Consider the following 15899-nt stretch of genomic DNA (forward strand, 5'->3'; position numbering starts at 1 on the left):
CTTCAGATCATCCTCGGGAAGGTGCGCCCAATCTCGCCGCCTCGCCGAGGCTCATCCACAGGTTCTGATCATTGCTCGCCCGCGGTCATGGCACCCGACAATGTTGCGGGCCAACATATTCGAGTCAGGTCCGCACTCGCCGACCGCAGCGTGCGCGCCGAAAACGGGCGATCCCAAACACCCTATGGTCGTCTGGAATCGAATCACCGACACACCGAGCGATTGCGGCGGCAACTGCCGACCCGGATCCGGCACAGCGGTAGACAAACTCTCGTTCCACCGCCGGTAGGCGGTGCATGCTTAATCGGTGACCGCAACGAGCCTGCTCAGCCGACGCAGCGTCATCCGGGATTACCTGCAGGGCGCGGTCTGGGTGCTCCCGACCCTCGGCATTGTGTTCGGCCTCGCGGCTGGAGCTACTTTGTCGCTGATACCGGTGAAATCCGGCTCGCTGATCGACAAGCTGATGTTTCAGGGCACCGCCGGCGACGCTCGCGGGGTGCTGATCGTGGTGTCGGCCACGATGATCACCACCATCGGCATCGTCTTCTCGCTGACGGTCCTGTCCCTGCAGATCGCCTCCAGCCAATTCTCGGTCCGGTTACTGCGGACCTTCCTGCGCGATGTGTCCAACCAGGTGGTGCTGGCGATCTTCGCGTGCACCTTCGCCTACAGCACCGGCGGGCTGCACACCGTCGGAGAGCATGCCAGCGGGGGCGCGTTTGTCCCAAAGGTTGCGGTCACCGGTTCCCTCGCGCTGGCATTCGTCAGCTTCGCCGCACTGATCTATTTCCTGCACCACCTCATGCACTCGATCCAGATCGACACGATCATGGAGAAGGTGCGGCTGCGCACCCTCGGGCTGATCGACGAGATGTATCCGGATCCGGATACGCCGGATCGGCAACCGGAAACGCCACCCAAGCCGCCGGCCGGGGCGGTGCCGCTGTTAGCCCCGCAGTCGGGCTACCTACAAACCGTCGACATCGACGAGATCGCCGAATCAGCGGCAGCCAGCGGGCACACCGTGGAACTGGTTGCCTTTGTGGGCGATTACGTCACCGCCGGGGGCTTGCTCGGCTGGTGCTGGCGCCGGAGCGCCAAGCCGGGTCCACCGGCATCGGACTTCACGCAACACTGTTTGCGTTTTGTGCACATCGGGTTCGAGCGCACGCTGCAGCAGGACGTCCGGTTCGGGCTGCGGCAGCTGGTCGATATCGCGCTGCGGGCGCTATCGCCCGCGGTCAACGACCCCTATACGGCAATACAAGTCGTGCACCATCTTTCGGCCGTCGAATCGGTACTGGCATCACGCGCGCTTCCCCATGACGTACGCCGCGACGGCAGCGGGGAGCTCCTTGTCTGGCTGCCGTACCCCGGCTTTGCCGCCTACCTGCACGTCGGATGTGCACAAATACGCCGCTACGGTTCACGGGAACCGCTGGTGTTGGCTGCGCTGCTGCAGTTGCTGAGTGCCGTCGCCCAAAACTGTGTCGACCCGTCGCGGCGCGCGGCGGTGCAGACCCAGATCGCCCTGGTGGTCCGTGCCGCCCGTCGCGACCTCGCGGAGGAATCGGACCAGGCCATGGTTGTCAGTGCCGCCGCACGGGCGAGCGAGGTTGCCGAGAAACCCGGGACCTTGGCGCCGCCGTCATCGGTGTTCGGCCAGGTAGCTGCGGCACAGGCGGCGGCATCGACAATCAGGGCCGCCGACAAAGGTGGGTCGGTTTAACAGTGGTTTAACAGACCCTCGATTACGCCGGGCTGGCCGATACCGGTGTCCACCGATCCCATGAATCGCCGAAGTTGAGGGTGACCAGTGACGCCGGATTGACGTTGACGATTTCGCGGAAGTGGTCTTGCCAACCCCACCAGACACTGATGTAGAAGACATGGTCAAACCAGCTCAGCTGGTAATCGGATGGGATGGACTCGCCCTTGTTCTCCGGCGAAAACACCGCCACGGCCAGCATTCCCAGGATCGCGAACTTGGTCAGCTGGATTTTGCCGTCATTGGCAGTACGCAGTACCGCACCGGCGTTGACGTACGGGGTTACTTCGAAGCCAACCGGGCCTTCGTCGATGTGACCGTGCAACCACCGGTGAATCCCGAACAGAACGTCGGCAATGTCGGGGCGCTTGTCGGGCAGATCGGATCGCACCGCCACCGGAAAGCGTGTTTCCTCCAGGTTGACACCCGGGGTCGCCATCACACCGAAGATATCCACCGAATCCCGGATGACTCTGCGGAAACGCGTGCCGACTCCCAACCCCGGATAGCGTTTTCGGGCGGTGCCGTCGACGGCGTTGCATGCATGCAGCATGGCCACATCCCACAGTTTTCGGTCCCACTGTTGCAGCGACTGCGCAACGGACTCGCCCACGGTCATGTCGATCAGGCTATCGGCCAGTACCCCTGTCGTGGCGCAACCGCCCCGTTCTACTGAGGCCGAGCAGGAAACGCCGCCACCGGCATTTCGACACTGCCACGGCACGGGCCGCTGGCAATGTCGGTATGCCAGCTACCGCGCAGCGACCCGTCTTCCTGAGGTGCGTAGAAAGCCCACGATCGCGCGGGTGCCCACACTTTGGCGACCCCCTCTCCCAGGTAGCAGTCCCATTGAAAGTCGAAGTGCTCCACCCACCTGGTTCCATCCCAGGCGTAATGAGAAGGCTGGGGCAACGTCGGGTTCTTCGGCGTGGGTCCGTTGCTGGCAGTGGCAACGCATTGGGCAGCCGAACACGTCGTCGTGATGACGTAGTCCGCGCTGAAGGTGGGTTCGGCCTGGCCGGCAGCCATGCTGGTGCCGGACTTGTCGGCGGCGTAACGCACCAGCGAGTATTTCCCGTTCCACGATGGCGTCGCCGCGTGCACCACAACCGCGGGGTTGCCGACCACCGCGATCACGGCGGCAGCGAGCATCCCAGCGACACGGGCTTCCCGCCTGGAAATCGGAAGCATTGGTAGATCGTGCGGGTTCGACGACGCAATCAGATCTCAGCGCGGACACGATCGGGCTCGGCGGCAGAAGCAACGAAACTGTGAGCAATACAGGACAATCCGTGTCATCGGCCGAGCACGAGGAACAGCCCGTAGGCGGCGATCGACTGCGAGTCGACGATCACTCCCGAGCGGATCATCTCCTCGACATCGCCACGCGGAAACCAGGCGCTGCACATGTCCTGCTCCTCGTGCTCAGGATCGGATTCGCCCTCGGTGATGTCGGTGGCCAGATACACCCACCCACGTTGGCTCGTCATTCCCGGAGCGGTGTCGAGCCGGCCGAGCAACTCGAGCGACGCCGCGCACAATCCGGTCTCCTCGCGCAGCTCACGCGCGGCCAGCTCGGCGGGCTCCAGATCGGCCAAATCGGGCGCGGTGCCCTGCGGGAACTCCCAGCGTCGGGCGCCGACGGGATACCGGAATTGCTCGACCAACCGGAATCGTCGCCCGTCATACGGCATCACGAGCGCGTAGGTCGGCTTGTCGACCACGCCGTATATCCCGGGGCTGCCATCGGGCCGACGGATGTCGTCTTCGCGGAGCACCATCCAGCGATTGCGATAGATCTCGCGGGACGCTACGGGTTCGATGTAGGGCACCCGGCCAGTATTGCCGCAGCCGCGGTGAGCGCTCCTCGGGCCGACATGCTTCCCTAAGAGGTGACCCGTAATTGTCTGTGGGTTTTGAGGTTCCGGAGTCCGGTGATGATTTGGAGGCTGTGTTGATGGCGTCGCGGCGGCGGCATTGCCGAAGGATTTGCCAATCTTTGATTCTGGCGATGACGTGCTCGACGCGGGCGGGGATTCGCCGGTGGGCTCGGTAGTGGTCGTCGTGGACGATACGGCCGTGGGGTCCGCGGCGCGGACCGGTGATGGTGGTGATGCCACGGTATCCGCCGTCACCGAGGACGACCCGGCCGTCGAGCAGTCCGGCACGGTGTGGCGAGCCACGATGACGTCGTTGCGGTTATCGGGCCAGCATCGGCCGGCGCCGAGCACGCGGCGCCGGTGCGCTCACATACCAAGGCCACACCCACATGGGAAACCTACCGGCTGGCCGGCACGCTGGACGGGCACCTGAGGGCCTATCGGCACCCGCAGCTGCCGGAGTCGATCCACGTGCTGGAGGCGGCCGGCCAACCGGCCGGTACCTCCATACTGACCCAGCCGGCCCGGATGCCGGCTCCGGTGCGGCCTGCCAGCCGCTCGTGGGCCGATCACAACGGGGCGCTGGCGGTGGTGTTCACCGGCCTGCCCGGCGAAGACATGGTGCTGCCGGTGCGGCTACCCCAAGGCGCGGGCCAGTGGGCGCACCTGACCCATTTCCTGGCTGACCCGCCAATGTGGCACAAGATCGACCTGGTGCGGGTGGGTGACCGTAAAGCCCCCGGCGGGTGGCGCTACTACGCGCACCTACTGGTTCACCAGGGCGGATACGAATCCGATGCGACTCGGGTGCGACGTGCCGAGATCCCGATGAATCGTCGCGCCGGGGTGGATGCGAACGTGTCGAACCTGGCGCTGGCCTCGTTCCCCGACGGGCATCCCGAGCGGCTGGCTACCGACCAGATCGGCTGCACCGCACAACAACAGGAAACCGCCGCCCGCGCGGCCAAACGGGCGCGGGCACGTCAGCGAGCCCTGGACCGGTCGCGGCGCAACACCAATGCCGACCAGTACAGTCCCTCAGCGCGGCAGCAGAAGCGGGCGGATCGCCGCGCCGAGGCTGGGCTGCCCACCCGGCAGGTCAGCAATCCGGGCGGTCCGCGCCACGCTCGCGCCGACGGGGTGCCGCTACGCGCCTACCGCCACGACAAACTCTCACAGCGCTATCACCGCACCCGGTGTGATCACGCCGCCGACACGCGCTCGGCCAGTCAAGCCAAGCAGGGTCGCGCCGCCCAGATCGCCGCCAGAATCGTCGCCGCCCACGGCAACACCATCACCGTTGAAGACTGCCGCATATGCACCTGGGCGCGGTTGTGGGGCAAGCGGATCGGCTTGTTCAGCCCCGGCATGCTTGTCACCGCCCTGTCCGCTGAATGCGCAGCCAGCGGCGGCCGGTTGTACCGGGCCGGCACGCGGCCCACCGCGATGAGCCAGCATTGCCTATGCGGAACGCGGGTCCCCAAGACCCTCGACCAACGCACCCACCATTGCGGGCAGTGCGGACTGCGTGGTGACCGCGACATCGTCTCGGCCGCCTTGGCCGCCTGCGTCGAATTGACCAATCCCGACGATCCACGCACCGCGCGCGTCGATTACCGACTTGCCCACGCCCTGCGCGATGGGCTGGCCTCCCAGCCAGAGTGGGAGGGTTCAGTCAACCGGCACCAGCCACCACCATCACCCGATGAAGGACTGGCCAGAACCGGCAGCCACCACCCGGTGGTCTCTGCTGAACAAGCAGCACCCGGCACACCCCCGAACAGACCAGGCACGCCTGGACGTCGCGGGAACAGCCGAAAACAACCAGCACCCAAGCTGATTGGCGCTGCATGACCCATTACGGTCAACTCTTAGGCGACGTGTCCGATGACGCCGCTGCGGGCCACTCAGCAGAACACGCAGCCGACTGGCCCGTGCATGAGAGCGACGGCAGCGTCTACCACTACACAGACATCAAGGACCTCAAGGGAATTCTCGACTCGGGACACATCTGGGGCACTCATGTCGCGTACCTGAACGACTCCCAGGAGTTCTCCTACGGCGTGGAAGCCATCTGCGCGATGATTGCGCGGTACGGGGAGCACGTTAAAGCCTCCGGACAAGCGGAATTGCGATCGTCCGCGATTCTGAGCGTCTGCAACAATGTGCTGCGCGCCCAAGAGCTCATCGAAGACGATTTCGGGCCGTTTGTCGCCTGCTTTTCCATGTCCGGAGACGACCTGTCCCAGTGGCGCGGTTACGCTAACGGCGGCTTCGCGATTCAATTCGACAGTCAGATACTGAAGGAAAGCGTCAAGCAAACGACGCTTCCCACCCAATTACCGATCGCAGAATCCGCACCGGTTCCCGAGTTGCACCCGGTGGAATATCTGCCCGAGCGACAGTCCGCGCGAGTGGCCCGGCTGATCGACGACCATATCGACGAGCTGGTCCACGCCGTGGGCGACGATACGGTGTCCGGCATTCATCCGGCGCAGCAGCGCCTGGTCCGGCGGATAATTCCGTTGGCAGCGTCGATGAAACACAAGAAGTTCCTCGGCGAAGCAGAACAACGGCTGATATCCCACACGTCCGAAACGTTCTATTCCACGTCCTGAATCGGGCTGATACCGCGGGTCAGGTTCGAATTCGACCGAAGCGCAGTCACCGGAGTGCTGGTGGGCCCCAGCGAACACTGCGACGCCAAAACGCTGTCGCTGTATCGTTACCTGCGGCGTAGGTACCCCAACGCCGACGTCGTCCGGTCCAGCGTGCGGTATCGCGACATCTGAAAAGCCGCCGTCAGGCTGCGGTTTCGGCGGCTTTCTTGATGCGCCGCAGTGTTTCCTGAATGCCGCGGTCCATTTGCCGACCCCGCGGAATAGCGGCTTCGGCCAACCTGTTGACGACCGAACACCAGAGAAACTCGAAAGATTCGGTGAGCAGTGTTCCCGACGGTGTCGGCTCGATGATGTAGCGCCAGCGGGTTTCTTCACGGCCGGCAGCATCGTTGACGGTGGTGAAGCTGAATTCGCGGCCCCGCTCGGCCGTGCCCACCACCGCGGTCCGTTCCCAGCGCATCAGACCCATTCGGTTGTACCCGCGGAACCGCGCACCCGGGGCCGCGGTGGAAACCCCGTCGAGCCACTCGCACCGATAGCACTCCGGGCTCCAGTCCCCCATCCGGGTGACGTCGGCAATGAGGTCGTACACCAGATCGGGAGGTGCGGAAATGTCGATACTTTGCTGACCGCGCCGGGCTGTGGGCATGGCCCCGAGTATCCCACCCGACTGCGCGCCGAGTTACGACACATGTTCGGCCGGCAAACCGTTACGGTGCCAGATAGCCGTAGACAGCGACAGCAGCCAGCGGAGGGGTTGAAATGGCAGACGACCCGGCGCCACGGCGGTATCGGTGAGAACGCGCCGGCACATCATCGTCAGCGGTGACGACGCGCTGGCGAACACGATTGTCGAGGAGCTGAACAGCGCCGGCGTCCACATTGTCAAGCTTGCCGCCGACGAGCTCAAAGATGCCGAGCTTTCGCAGGCGATCGCCGTCATCTGCGCCGGCGACGACGACGCGCGAAATCTCGAAATCGCGCTGCTGGCAAGGAAAGCCGACCCGCACGTGCGGGTGGTCGCGAGGCTGGCCAACGACGTCCTGCGCGAAGCGATGACTGCCGCCAACGAGCCCGGCGCGATCCTCGACGTCGCTGACCTGGCGGCGCCTTCGGTCGTCGAGGCCTGTCTGGCGCGCACCGCTCACCCGTTCGAGGTGGCCGGCATGAAGTTCGTCGTCTGGCGCGCCGAGGCACCGCGGGAGGCGACGCTACGGGAAATCTACGGCGACCTTGCGCCGGTGGCCGTGGTGCGCGGCAAGAACTCATCCAGCCCCGGCGAGCTGGTGGCCTGTCCGGGCCGCGATCTGCGCGTCCAAGCCGGCGACCAGACCGCGATGATCGGCACCGCGGACGAGTTGGCCGTCCGCGGCATCAAGGTCCCCCGCCCCACAGCGACGGGTTTCCGCCTGCTGTGGCTGCGCCAGCTGTCTGACGCGGTGCGCGCGTTTCGAAACGACGTGAACCCGATGTTCTATCGGGCTTTAGCCGCGATGGCGGTCCTGCTCGTCGGATCGACGATTTTGTTGCGCTTTGCCTACCTGCGCCCACCGGGGATGACGTGGCTGGATGCGCTGTACTTCAGCACCGAGACGATCGCGACCGTGGGCTACGGCGACTTCAGCTTCGCCCACCAGCCGACCTGGCTGCGGGTGTTCAGCATCTCGCTGATGTTCGCCGGCGTGACCCTTACCGCGATTCTGGTCGCTTTCCTTGCCGACCTGCTGTTGTCGCGCCGCTTCACACGTTCGGCCGGGCGGATGCGGGTACGCCACCTGCGTAACCACGTGATCGTCGTCGGGCTCGGCTCGTTCGGCATCCGGGTGGTCAGGGACTTGACCGCCGCCGGCTACGACGTCGCGGTCATCGAGCTCGACGAGAACAGCCGATATTTGCCATCAGCGGCCGAGCTGGACGTGCCGGTCATCTTCGGTGACGCGACGTTGCCGCAGACACTGGAATCGGCCTGTGTCGCCCACGCCCGCGCGGTTGCGGTGCTCACCCAGGACGACATGGTCAACGTCGAAGCCGGGATCGTGCTGCGGGAAATGCTGGGCGGCCTCAAGGCCAAGGGACGCGACGTTCCGCTGGTGCTGCGGGTATACGACCGCACGCTGGGCAGCGCGGTGGCCCAGCGGTTCGGCTTCGAAAGTGTGCGCTCGACCGTGGAATTGGCGGCGCCGTGGTTCATCGGCGCCGCGATGGGCCTGCAGGTGCTGGGCACCTTTTCGGTGGGCCAAAGCTCCTTCATGGTGGGCGGAATGCAGGTGGGCGCCGGCAGCGAACTCGACGGGCTGCCGATGTACGAGTTGTCGACCGATACCCGGGTCATCGCGATTACCCGGGCCGACGAGCCGGTCACGCTGCATCCCCGCCGCGAAGCGCGGCTGCGGGCCGGCGACACCGTCTACCTCGTCGGCCCCTACCGCGAGCTGCTGGCGACGCTGCGTAAAGGCCAACCGGTCCAGCAACGGGCGGTCGGCGGCCTGCCCGAAGCGGCGACCGGCTGATCTACAGCGCGGCGACCACGTCGGCCGCGCGACGAAGCTGTTCCAGGTCGGCACTGGTCGGGATCAGCTGAACTTCGTCGGTGCCGATCTCGCCGAACTTTCGCAGCACCGCCAGCAGTTGTTCTTCGCTACCGGCCCAGCCGGTCATCGGCGCCATGGCATCGACGTATTCGGCCGGGATCCAGTTCATGTAGCGCCGCAGGTGACGATGCACCTGCGCGCGTGCTTGATCCGGCGATCCGAAGGCGAACCAGAATGACGTCCCCAGGTGTGGTGTGGGCTTGCCTAGTTCGGCCCAGGCGGTGCGAGCAACGTCGTAGAGCTGGTTCTGCCTGCCGATATCGAGGTCGAGGGTTGTTCCCGCGAGCCCGTTGGCCCACGCGGCGGCGCTGCGGAGGGTCTTTGGCCCAATCGTCCCCACAAGCAGCGGCGGACCGCCGGCCTGCACCGGCGTAGGGCCGATCGGCCGCTGCGACTCGGTGATCTTCTCCCCGGCCCAGACCCGCTGCATGACGGCCACGCGTTCGGCCATACCGCGCATCGTCTGCGTCGAGGAGTCGGCGCCGACGGCGTGGTAGTCCTCCTCCCGGCCGCCTATCCCGATTCCCACCGTCAACCGCCCACCGCTCAGCACGTCGCCGGTAGCCAGGCCTTTCGCCAGCATCACCGGGTGGTGCAATTGGGGCACGATCACTGTCGTCACCAACCGGACCCGCTCGGTCCAGGCGGCCAGCGCACCCAGCAGCGTCAGGCTGTCGGGGTTGTCGAACGCGATCCGCTCGCCCCAGCACAGCGACGAGAACGGTCCGTCGTCTATTGCGCGCGCCCACTTCTTGAGCACTGCTGCGTCGAGGTCGGGCTCCATCACGGGCATTGTCATGGCTATCTGCACGAACGCGATTCTGGCACCATGAGCTAGATGGGATTCGCCAGCACGTCGATTGCGCATGTCAGGCTCACGGTCACCGATATCGAGCGATCGCGACGGTTCTACGAGAGCGTGTTCGGCTGGCCGGTGCTGATCGAAGTTCCCGACAATGCCGACGATGCAACGCGCCGGCAGTTGGGCTTTCTGTTCGGCGGGGTCATCTACGACCTCGGCGGCGCGCTGTTAGGACTGCGACCGGTAGCCGACGACCGCTTCGACGAGGATCGCACCGGCCTGGACCACATCGCGTTCCGAGTCGCCAGCAGAGCCGAATTAGACGTTGCTGCTACACATCTCGACGATCTCGGTATCCGGCACGAGCCGATCAAAGACATCGGGCCGCTATACATTCTCGAGTTCCGCGACCCCGACAACATTGCATTGGAACTCACCGCGCCCAAGTAGCGGCGCGACGCGGCGCCGCAAAGTAGGGAGGCCGGCACATGGGCATCAGCTTCAACCACACGATTGTCGCGTCGCACGACAAGCGCGAGTCCGCGGAGTTCCTCACCGACCTGTTCGGATTGCCCAAGCCGGTTGCGTTCGGTCACTTCATGGTTGTCGCACTCGAACACGGCGCCTCCCTCGATTACGCCGACGTCCCGGCAGACGAGGAAATCCGTCGTCAGCACTACGCCTTCCTGGTCTCCGAGCAGGAATTCGACGCCATCTACGGCAGGATCCGATCCCGCGGATTGGCGCACTGGGCCGACCCCGGGGCCACCAGGCCCGGCGAGGTCAATCACCGCGACGGTGGGCGTGGGGTGTATTTCCGCGACCCTGCCGGACACTTTCTGGAGATCCTCACCCGGCCGTACGGTTCGGGCGGCTAGCCGCTAGTCGCCGCTGTGGATAGACCCGTGCCGTTTGCTCTCCTGCTCGCGGTAGTCGTCGGCAAGTTGTGCGACATGCTTGGGTAGCGTGCCGGCGGCGACGTCGGCCAGGGTGGTTTCTTCCAGCACCGACCGCATACTGGCCCGCAGCGCCCGCCACACATCGGTCAGCGCCGCGGTCGGTCCCGAGTAGGGCAGGTCGCCGAGCCCGATGTCACGCACGCTCGCCAGCGGTCCGTCGATGCACCGCAGCACGTCGGCAATGCTGATCTCGGTGCCCGGACGCGCCAACTCATAACCGCCCTCGCGACCACGGTGGCTGCGCACCAGTCGGTCGGTTCGCAGGTTGGTCAGGATGTCGACGAGAAATTGCGGGGGTATGCCCTGAGCCTGGGCCAAGTCGTCGGTCTTGACCAGGATGCCGGTGGGAGCCGTGGCGAGTTGGACCATCGCCCGCACCGCGTACTCAGCCTTGGCCGACATCCGCATGCTTCAGGATTGTGCCACCCGCCTAAGCGACGATGCGCAACGCGAAGCGTTGCGAGGAGGAGCGTGGCAATCCAGCACCGCCTAAGCGACGATGCGCAACGCGAAGCGTTGCGAGGAGGAGCGTGGCAATCCAGCACCGCCTAAGCGACGATGCGCAACGCGAAGCGTTGCGAGGAGGAGCGTGGCAATCCAGCACCGCCTAAGCGACGATGCGCAACGCGAAGCGTTGCGAGGAGGAGCGTGGCAATCCAGCACCGCCTAAGCGACGATGAGCAACGCGAAGCGTTGCGAGGAGGAGCGTGGCAATCCAGCACCGCCTAAGCGACGATGCGCAACGCGAAGCGTTGCGAGGAGGAGCGTGGCAATCCAGCACCGCCTAAGCGACGATGCGCAACGCGATGCGTTGCGGTGTGGGAGCAGCGCTCAGCCGCGGGACTCCAGCAGGTCGATAAGCATCTGCGCCTGCTCGTCAACGCTGACGTCCGGGGTGAGCCGCAGGTCGGGGTTCTTCGGCCGCTGATACGGACTGTCGATCCCGGTGAAGTGCGTGATCTCCCCCGCGCGCGCTTTGGCGTAGAGGCCCTTGGGATCGCGCCGCTCACAGTCTTCGAGCGGCGTGTCGCAGAACACCTCGACAAAGTCAAACCCGGCGTCGTCGTGCACTTTCCGGGCCAACGCGCGGTGCTCAGCCAATGGGCTGATCGCCGGAACCAGTACGACGTGGCCGCAGTCGGCGAGCAATAGGGCCACATGCGCCAGCCGCCGCAGGTTTTCGGCGCGATCGGCCATACTGAATCCCAGGTCCGAGTTCAACCCGTGCCGCAGGTTGTCGCCGTCGAGAACGTAAGTGGGAACACCGTTTTCGAGCAGCTTCTGCTCCGCCCTGGTGGCCACCGACGACTTGCCCGCGCCGGACAACCCGGTGAACCAGACGGTGCGTCCCCGCGGCCGGTCGTCGACTGTCACCAGCGACTTGTGCCGCACGGTGTTGGGGCTGGGCGTGTGGGCCGCGACCTCGCGCAGTACCATGCCCGCCGCGACGGTTCCGTTGGTGTCTGCATCGATGAGGATGAACGATCCGGTGGCGGCGTTGCGGGTGTATTCGTCGAGCAGTAGCGGCATCTGGGTGCGCAGCGAGATCCGGCCAAGCTCGTTGAGCTTCAAGGCGGTTGCCGTCTTGTCGCGGTGCAGGGTGTTGACGTCGAGCCGGTAGTCGAGCCCGGTTACGCGGGCACGAGTGGTTCGGGTGGTGTGCTTGATGATGTACTCCCGGCCCGGCTCCAGCACCGCCGCATCCGCCATCCAGCACACCGTCGCATCGAAACTCTGGGCGATCCTGGGCTGGTTATGGGTGCGAGCGATCATGTCGCCGCGGGAGATGTCGATGTCGTCGGCAATGCTCACCGAAACCGCCATCGGCGGAAACGCTTCCGGCACTGGACCGTTGGGGCCTTCGATGGCGGTGATCCGGGTTGTCTTACCGATCGGCAACACGACCACCTCGTCACCGGGACGCATTACCCCACTGGCCACGGTGCCGGCATAGCTGCGGTGGTCTTGATGCCGAAGCGTATGCGGCCGGATGACGTACTGAACCGGGAATCGCACGTCGACTAGATTTCGGTCACCGGCGATGTAGACCTCTTCGAGATGGGTCAGCAGCGCCGGTCCCTCGTACCACGGTGTCTGGTCGGACTTGGTCACCACATTGTCGCCGTTCAGCGCGGAGATGGGGATCGTGGCCACGTCTTGCACATCCAGGCGGGCGGCGAAGGCGTGGAACTCGTCCCGAATCGCCTCGAATTTGTCTTTGTCCCAACCGATCAGGTCCATCTTGTTGACCGCGAGCACAATGTGCTGAATGCCCAGCAGCGAGGCTAGGAAGGCGTGCCGGCGGGACTGCTCCAGCAGGCCGTGACGCGCATCGACCAGCACGATCACCAGTTGGGCGGTCGACGCGCCGGTCACCATGTTGCGCGTGTACTGGATGTGGCCGGGAGTGTCGGCAATGATGAATTTTCGCTTCGGCGTGGCGAAGTAGCGGTAGGCGACATCGATGGTGATGCCCTGCTCACGCTCTGCCCTCAGACCGTCGGTGACCAGAGCCAGGTCGGTGTAGTCGTGGCCGCGTTCCCGCGACGTCTGTTCCACTGACGCCCACTGGTCTTCCATGACCGCCTTGGAGTCGTAGAGCAGCCGCCCGATCAACGTCGACTTGCCGTCGTCGACGGATCCGGCGGTCGCGATGCGCAACAGCGTGGTGGATGTAGTCATCAGAAGTACCCCTGCCGTTTGCGGTCTTCCATCCCAGCCTCCGAGATCCGGTCGTCAGCCCTGGTCGCCCCGCGTTCGGTCAGCCGGGACACCGCAGTCTCGGCGATGACTTCGGCAACCGTTGCGGCATCTGACTCCACACACCCGGTGCAAGTGACGTCACCGACGGTGCGGAACCGCACCGTGGCCTCGAATACCGGCTCGTCCGCACGCGGCTGCAAGTAGCGATGCGCTGCCAGCAGCATTCCGTCGCGCTCAAATACCTTGCGCCGGTGGGCAAAGTAGATCGACGGCAAGGTGATGTTCTCCTCGCCGATGTAGGACCAGATGTCGAATTCGGTCCAGTTCGACAACGGGAAGACCCGGATGTGCTCACCCTTGTGATGCCGTCCGTTGTAGAGGTTCCACAACTCGGGGCGCTGGGCTTTGGGGTCCCACTGGCCGAATTCGTCGCGGAAACTGAACACCCGCTCCTTGGCACGCGCCTTCTCCTCGTCGCGCCGGGCTCCCCCGAACGCGGCGTCGAACTTGTTCTCCCGGATGGCACGCAGCAGCGTCACGGTCTGTAGCGGATTACGCGAAGGCGGGGTTTCGACCACCCGCCCGGCGTCGATGTCGTCCTGCACCGACGCCACCACCAATCGCACGCCGGACTCGCCGACCAGCTCGTCGCGGGTTGCGATCACCTCGTCGAAGTTGTGGCCGGTGTCGACGTGCATCACCGGGAACGGCGGCCGTCCCGGCCGAAACGCCTTGAGCGCCAGGTGCAGCATGACGATGGAGTCCTTACCGCCCGAGAACAGCAGCACCGGCCGTTCGAACTCAGCGGCCACTTCGCGAATGATGTGGATCGCCTCGGCTTCGAGTAAGCGCAGATGGCTCAACTCGTACTGCCCCGCCGCGGGGCCGGCCTTCACGCCGCTGGTCATGGCTTGCCTGTCATTAGTCGCGCCTCATACCTGATAAAGTTGGTTGGATTGACCAGGTTTACGGTCATTGCCACCTATGGAACCAGTCTTCCCTGGCGCTGTCAACGGAACTCTTGGTGCGCGGGCTGCCACCTGGGCAATCAGCGAGGTATCGGGGCCTCGCCGAGTGTCGAGGAAACGCCCCCAGACGGCGACCATCCCACGGCAGCCGCCGAGGCCGGTGAACCGGGGTGTTACAGCATGACCTCGGCGAGCTTGCCGGTGGCGACGTCGAAGACGAAGCCGCGCAGCGAGACATGCTTGGTGACGAACGGGCTGTTTTCGATACGGCGCAGCGACTGCCGGACGTCTTCTGCCACATCCGGGAAGGCCTCGGGCGCCCACGGCGGTTTGACGCCGATCTCATCCTGAATGGCGCGCTTGAAATCGTCATCAGCGAAAGTGAGCATCCCGCAATCGGTGTGGTGAATCAGGAGGATCTCCTGGGTCCCGAGCAGCCGCTGGCTGATGGCCAGCGAGCGGATGACGTCGTCGGTGACGACGCCGCCGGCGTTGCGGATGACGTGGGCGTCCCCCTCGTTGATGCCGAGCACCCGGTAGACGTCGAGCCGGGCATCCATGCAGGCAACGATCGCAATGTGTTTGCTGGGTGGCAGCGGTAGCGGACCCTTGAAAGTGCTCGCGTACTGGGCGTTGTGCGCCAAATATTCGTCGGTAACGGTCACGCCGTCTCCTTAAGAATCGAAACACACGGAGTTGCTGGACAGACTCGATGCCGCGGAGGAGTTTAACAATGGGCGGCTGGAGTTTCACCAGTGAAAATCAGTCGTAGCGGAATGCTTCCGGATGAACCGAATCGGGTCGGCGTCCTGATCGCCACGTGCGACCCCGGGCAGGACCCAGCGCGTTAGCTTGATGCGCCGGGCGAGCCGTCCGTACCGTCGCGGCCGAAGAGTGAGCCGCCGACACCCGCGCTACCGGCGACACCGCCGACGCCGGGCTTCGCTCCGGGCGTACTGCCGGCGTCGCCGCCGTCACCGCCGTCACCGCCGTCACCGCCGCCGTACTGAAGGAAGGTGGGGTTTCCGCCGAAGCCGTAGGGAATCCCGCCGGATCCTGCGTTGCCGCCGCTGCCGCCGGCGCCACCGTCACCATTGCGCCCGATGAAGGGTTGGCCAAAGAAATCGACCCCAACGCGGCCACTTCCGCCGCGACCGCCGGGACCACCGTCGCCGCCGAAACCACCGGGGCCGATAAGCCGGGTGCTACCGCCGGCACCGCCGTTTCCACCCGCACCGCCATTACCGCCGTCGATAGCGCCAAAGATAAGGTCTTCGCTACCCCGACCGCCGGCGCCACCGTTGCCACCGGCCCCACCGCCACCGACCAGCACGACGCAGACGCCGAGGCCGCCAGCACCGCCCCCGCCGCCGGGGTACACTGCAGGCTGAAAAAGAGCGACGCGGCCTCCGGGGGCTCCGTCGCCGCCTCCTCCACCGTCGCCGCCGTTGCCGAAGAGGAAGGCATGGCCACCGTCACCGCCGCGCCCGCCGCTGAGCCCCGGATCGTTGTGGGCGGCTCCGAACGCGGTGATTCCTCCCGACCCTCCGTCGCCACCGTTGCCCATAACGAACCCGGCGTTACCACCGCGACCGCCATCGGCG

The 15899-nt window shown here is 65.4% G+C and carries 14 protein-coding genes and 2 pseudogenes; 6 read left to right on the forward strand and 10 right to left on the reverse strand.

Features of this window, described 5'->3' with window-relative positions; all coding sequences use genetic code 11:
* Positions 1–307: 307 nt before the first annotated feature.
* Complete coding sequence (locus tag BST40_RS24740) at positions 308–1732, forward strand: DUF2254 domain-containing protein (protein WP_075549453.1); 1425 nt, start codon at positions 308–310, stop codon at positions 1730–1732.
* 22 nt (positions 1733–1754) lie between these two features.
* Here the strand turns inward: BST40_RS24740 and BST40_RS24745 are convergent, their stop codons facing one another.
* From BST40_RS24745 to BST40_RS24755, 3 genes are all read right to left on the reverse strand, one after another.
* Entirely contained in the window at positions 1755–2396 is a 642-nt protein-coding gene (locus BST40_RS24745) for a hypothetical protein (RefSeq protein WP_089025304.1), read from the reverse strand.
* 44 nt (positions 2397–2440) lie between these two features.
* Positions 2441–2923, reverse strand: a complete 483-nt coding sequence (locus tag BST40_RS24750; protein WP_075549451.1) for an Rv2253 family sensor-like surface protein — start codon at positions 2921–2923, stop codon at positions 2441–2443.
* 143 nt (positions 2924–3066) lie between these two features.
* Positions 3067–3552 carry an NUDIX domain-containing protein gene (locus BST40_RS24755; protein WP_176358352.1) on the reverse strand — a complete coding sequence of 162 codons (486 nt, stop codon included), beginning with the start codon at positions 3550–3552 and terminating at the stop codon, positions 3067–3069.
* A 390-nt stretch (positions 3553–3942) separates the two neighbouring features.
* Here BST40_RS24755 and BST40_RS24760 point away from each other — a divergent pair, with 390 nt between their 5' ends.
* Both BST40_RS24760 and BST40_RS24765 read left to right on the forward strand, forming a co-directional pair.
* Entirely contained in the window at positions 3943–5505 is a 1563-nt protein-coding gene (locus tag BST40_RS24760; protein WP_083156044.1) for a transposase, read from the forward strand.
* Entirely contained in the window at positions 5502–6269 is a 768-nt protein-coding gene (locus BST40_RS24765; protein ID WP_075549449.1) for a DUF2971 domain-containing protein, read from the forward strand. Before BST40_RS24760 ends, BST40_RS24765 begins: the two co-directional genes overlap by 4 nt.
* Positions 6270–6453: 184 nt before the next feature.
* On the opposite strand, the gene BST40_RS24770 is transcribed toward BST40_RS24765, so the two are convergent.
* Positions 6454–6921: an SRPBCC family protein gene (locus BST40_RS24770; RefSeq protein ID WP_075549448.1), complete on the reverse strand. Its 468-nt coding sequence runs from the start codon at positions 6919–6921 to the stop codon at positions 6454–6456.
* A 145-nt stretch (positions 6922–7066) separates the two neighbouring features.
* Here BST40_RS24770 and BST40_RS24775 point away from each other — a divergent pair, with 145 nt between their 5' ends.
* Positions 7067–8782, forward strand: coding sequence for an NAD-binding protein (locus BST40_RS24775; RefSeq protein ID WP_075549447.1), 1716 nt, complete (start codon positions 7067–7069; stop codon positions 8780–8782).
* A gap of 1 nt (position 8783) precedes the next feature.
* Here the strand turns inward: BST40_RS24775 and BST40_RS24780 are convergent, their stop codons facing one another.
* Positions 8784–9662: an LLM class flavin-dependent oxidoreductase gene (locus BST40_RS24780; protein ID WP_075549446.1), complete on the reverse strand. Its 879-nt coding sequence runs from the start codon at positions 9660–9662 to the stop codon at positions 8784–8786.
* 39 nt (positions 9663–9701) lie between these two features.
* Between BST40_RS24780 and BST40_RS24785 the strand changes: the two genes are divergently transcribed.
* Both BST40_RS24785 and BST40_RS24790 read left to right on the forward strand, forming a co-directional pair.
* On the forward strand, positions 9702–10115 hold the full coding sequence (locus BST40_RS24785) for a VOC family protein (protein WP_075549445.1): 414 nt from the start codon (positions 9702–9704) through the stop codon (positions 10113–10115).
* Between the two features lie 38 nt (positions 10116–10153).
* Positions 10154–10543, forward strand: coding sequence for a VOC family protein (locus BST40_RS24790; protein WP_075549444.1), 390 nt, complete (start codon positions 10154–10156; stop codon positions 10541–10543).
* Positions 10544–10546: 3 nt separating this feature from the next.
* Here the strand turns inward: BST40_RS24790 and BST40_RS24795 are convergent, their stop codons facing one another.
* The 5 genes and pseudogenes from BST40_RS24795 to BST40_RS32645 all read right to left on the reverse strand — a co-directional run.
* On the reverse strand, positions 10547–11032 hold the full coding sequence (locus BST40_RS24795; RefSeq protein ID WP_075549443.1) for an Rrf2 family transcriptional regulator: 486 nt from the start codon (positions 11030–11032) through the stop codon (positions 10547–10549).
* A 423-nt stretch (positions 11033–11455) separates the two neighbouring features.
* Complete coding sequence (gene cysC / locus BST40_RS24800; RefSeq protein WP_075549442.1) at positions 11456–13306, reverse strand: adenylyl-sulfate kinase; 1851 nt, start codon at positions 13304–13306, stop codon at positions 11456–11458.
* A pseudogene (gene cysD / locus BST40_RS24805) lies at positions 13306–14309 on the reverse strand (sulfate adenylyltransferase subunit CysD). The gene cysC and the pseudogene cysD overlap by 1 nt, the downstream one beginning before the upstream one ends.
* Positions 14310–14468: 159 nt before the next feature.
* A complete protein-coding gene (locus BST40_RS24810; protein ID WP_075549440.1) occupies positions 14469–14960 on the reverse strand; it encodes a beta-class carbonic anhydrase in 492 nt (163 codons plus the stop codon).
* Between the two features lie 182 nt (positions 14961–15142).
* Positions 15143–15899 (reverse strand): annotated as a pseudogene (locus tag BST40_RS32645) (PE family protein); the annotation flags it as partial.

Source organism: Mycobacterium persicum, from assembly GCF_002086675.1.
Lineage (GTDB): Bacteria > Actinomycetota > Actinomycetes > Mycobacteriales > Mycobacteriaceae > Mycobacterium > Mycobacterium persicum.

Bases quoted from the DNA above. Each gene is read 5' to 3' on its own strand.
- BST40_RS24750 (WP_075549451.1), bottom strand. From the start codon at position 2,923: ATGCTCGCTGCCGCCGTGATCGCGGTGGTCGGCAACCCCGCGGTTGTG.
- BST40_RS24755 (WP_176358352.1), bottom strand. From the start codon at position 3,552: ATGGTGCTCCGCGAAGACGACATCCGTCGGCCCGATGGCAGCCCCGGG.
- BST40_RS24765 (WP_075549449.1), top strand. From the start codon at position 5,502: ATGACCCATTACGGTCAACTCTTAGGCGACGTGTCCGATGACGCCGCT.
- BST40_RS24770 (WP_075549448.1), bottom strand. From the start codon at position 6,921: ATGCCCACAGCCCGGCGCGGTCAGCAAAGTATCGACATTTCCGCACCT.
- BST40_RS24780 (WP_075549446.1), bottom strand. From the start codon at position 9,662: ATGACAATGCCCGTGATGGAGCCCGACCTCGACGCAGCAGTGCTCAAG.
- BST40_RS24785 (WP_075549445.1), top strand. From the start codon at position 9,702: ATGGGATTCGCCAGCACGTCGATTGCGCATGTCAGGCTCACGGTCACC.
- BST40_RS24790 (WP_075549444.1), top strand. From the start codon at position 10,154: ATGGGCATCAGCTTCAACCACACGATTGTCGCGTCGCACGACAAGCGC.
- BST40_RS24795 (WP_075549443.1), bottom strand. From the start codon at position 11,032: ATGCGGATGTCGGCCAAGGCTGAGTACGCGGTGCGGGCGATGGTCCAA.
- cysC (WP_075549442.1), bottom strand. From the start codon at position 13,306: ATGACTACATCCACCACGCTGTTGCGCATCGCGACCGCCGGATCCGTC.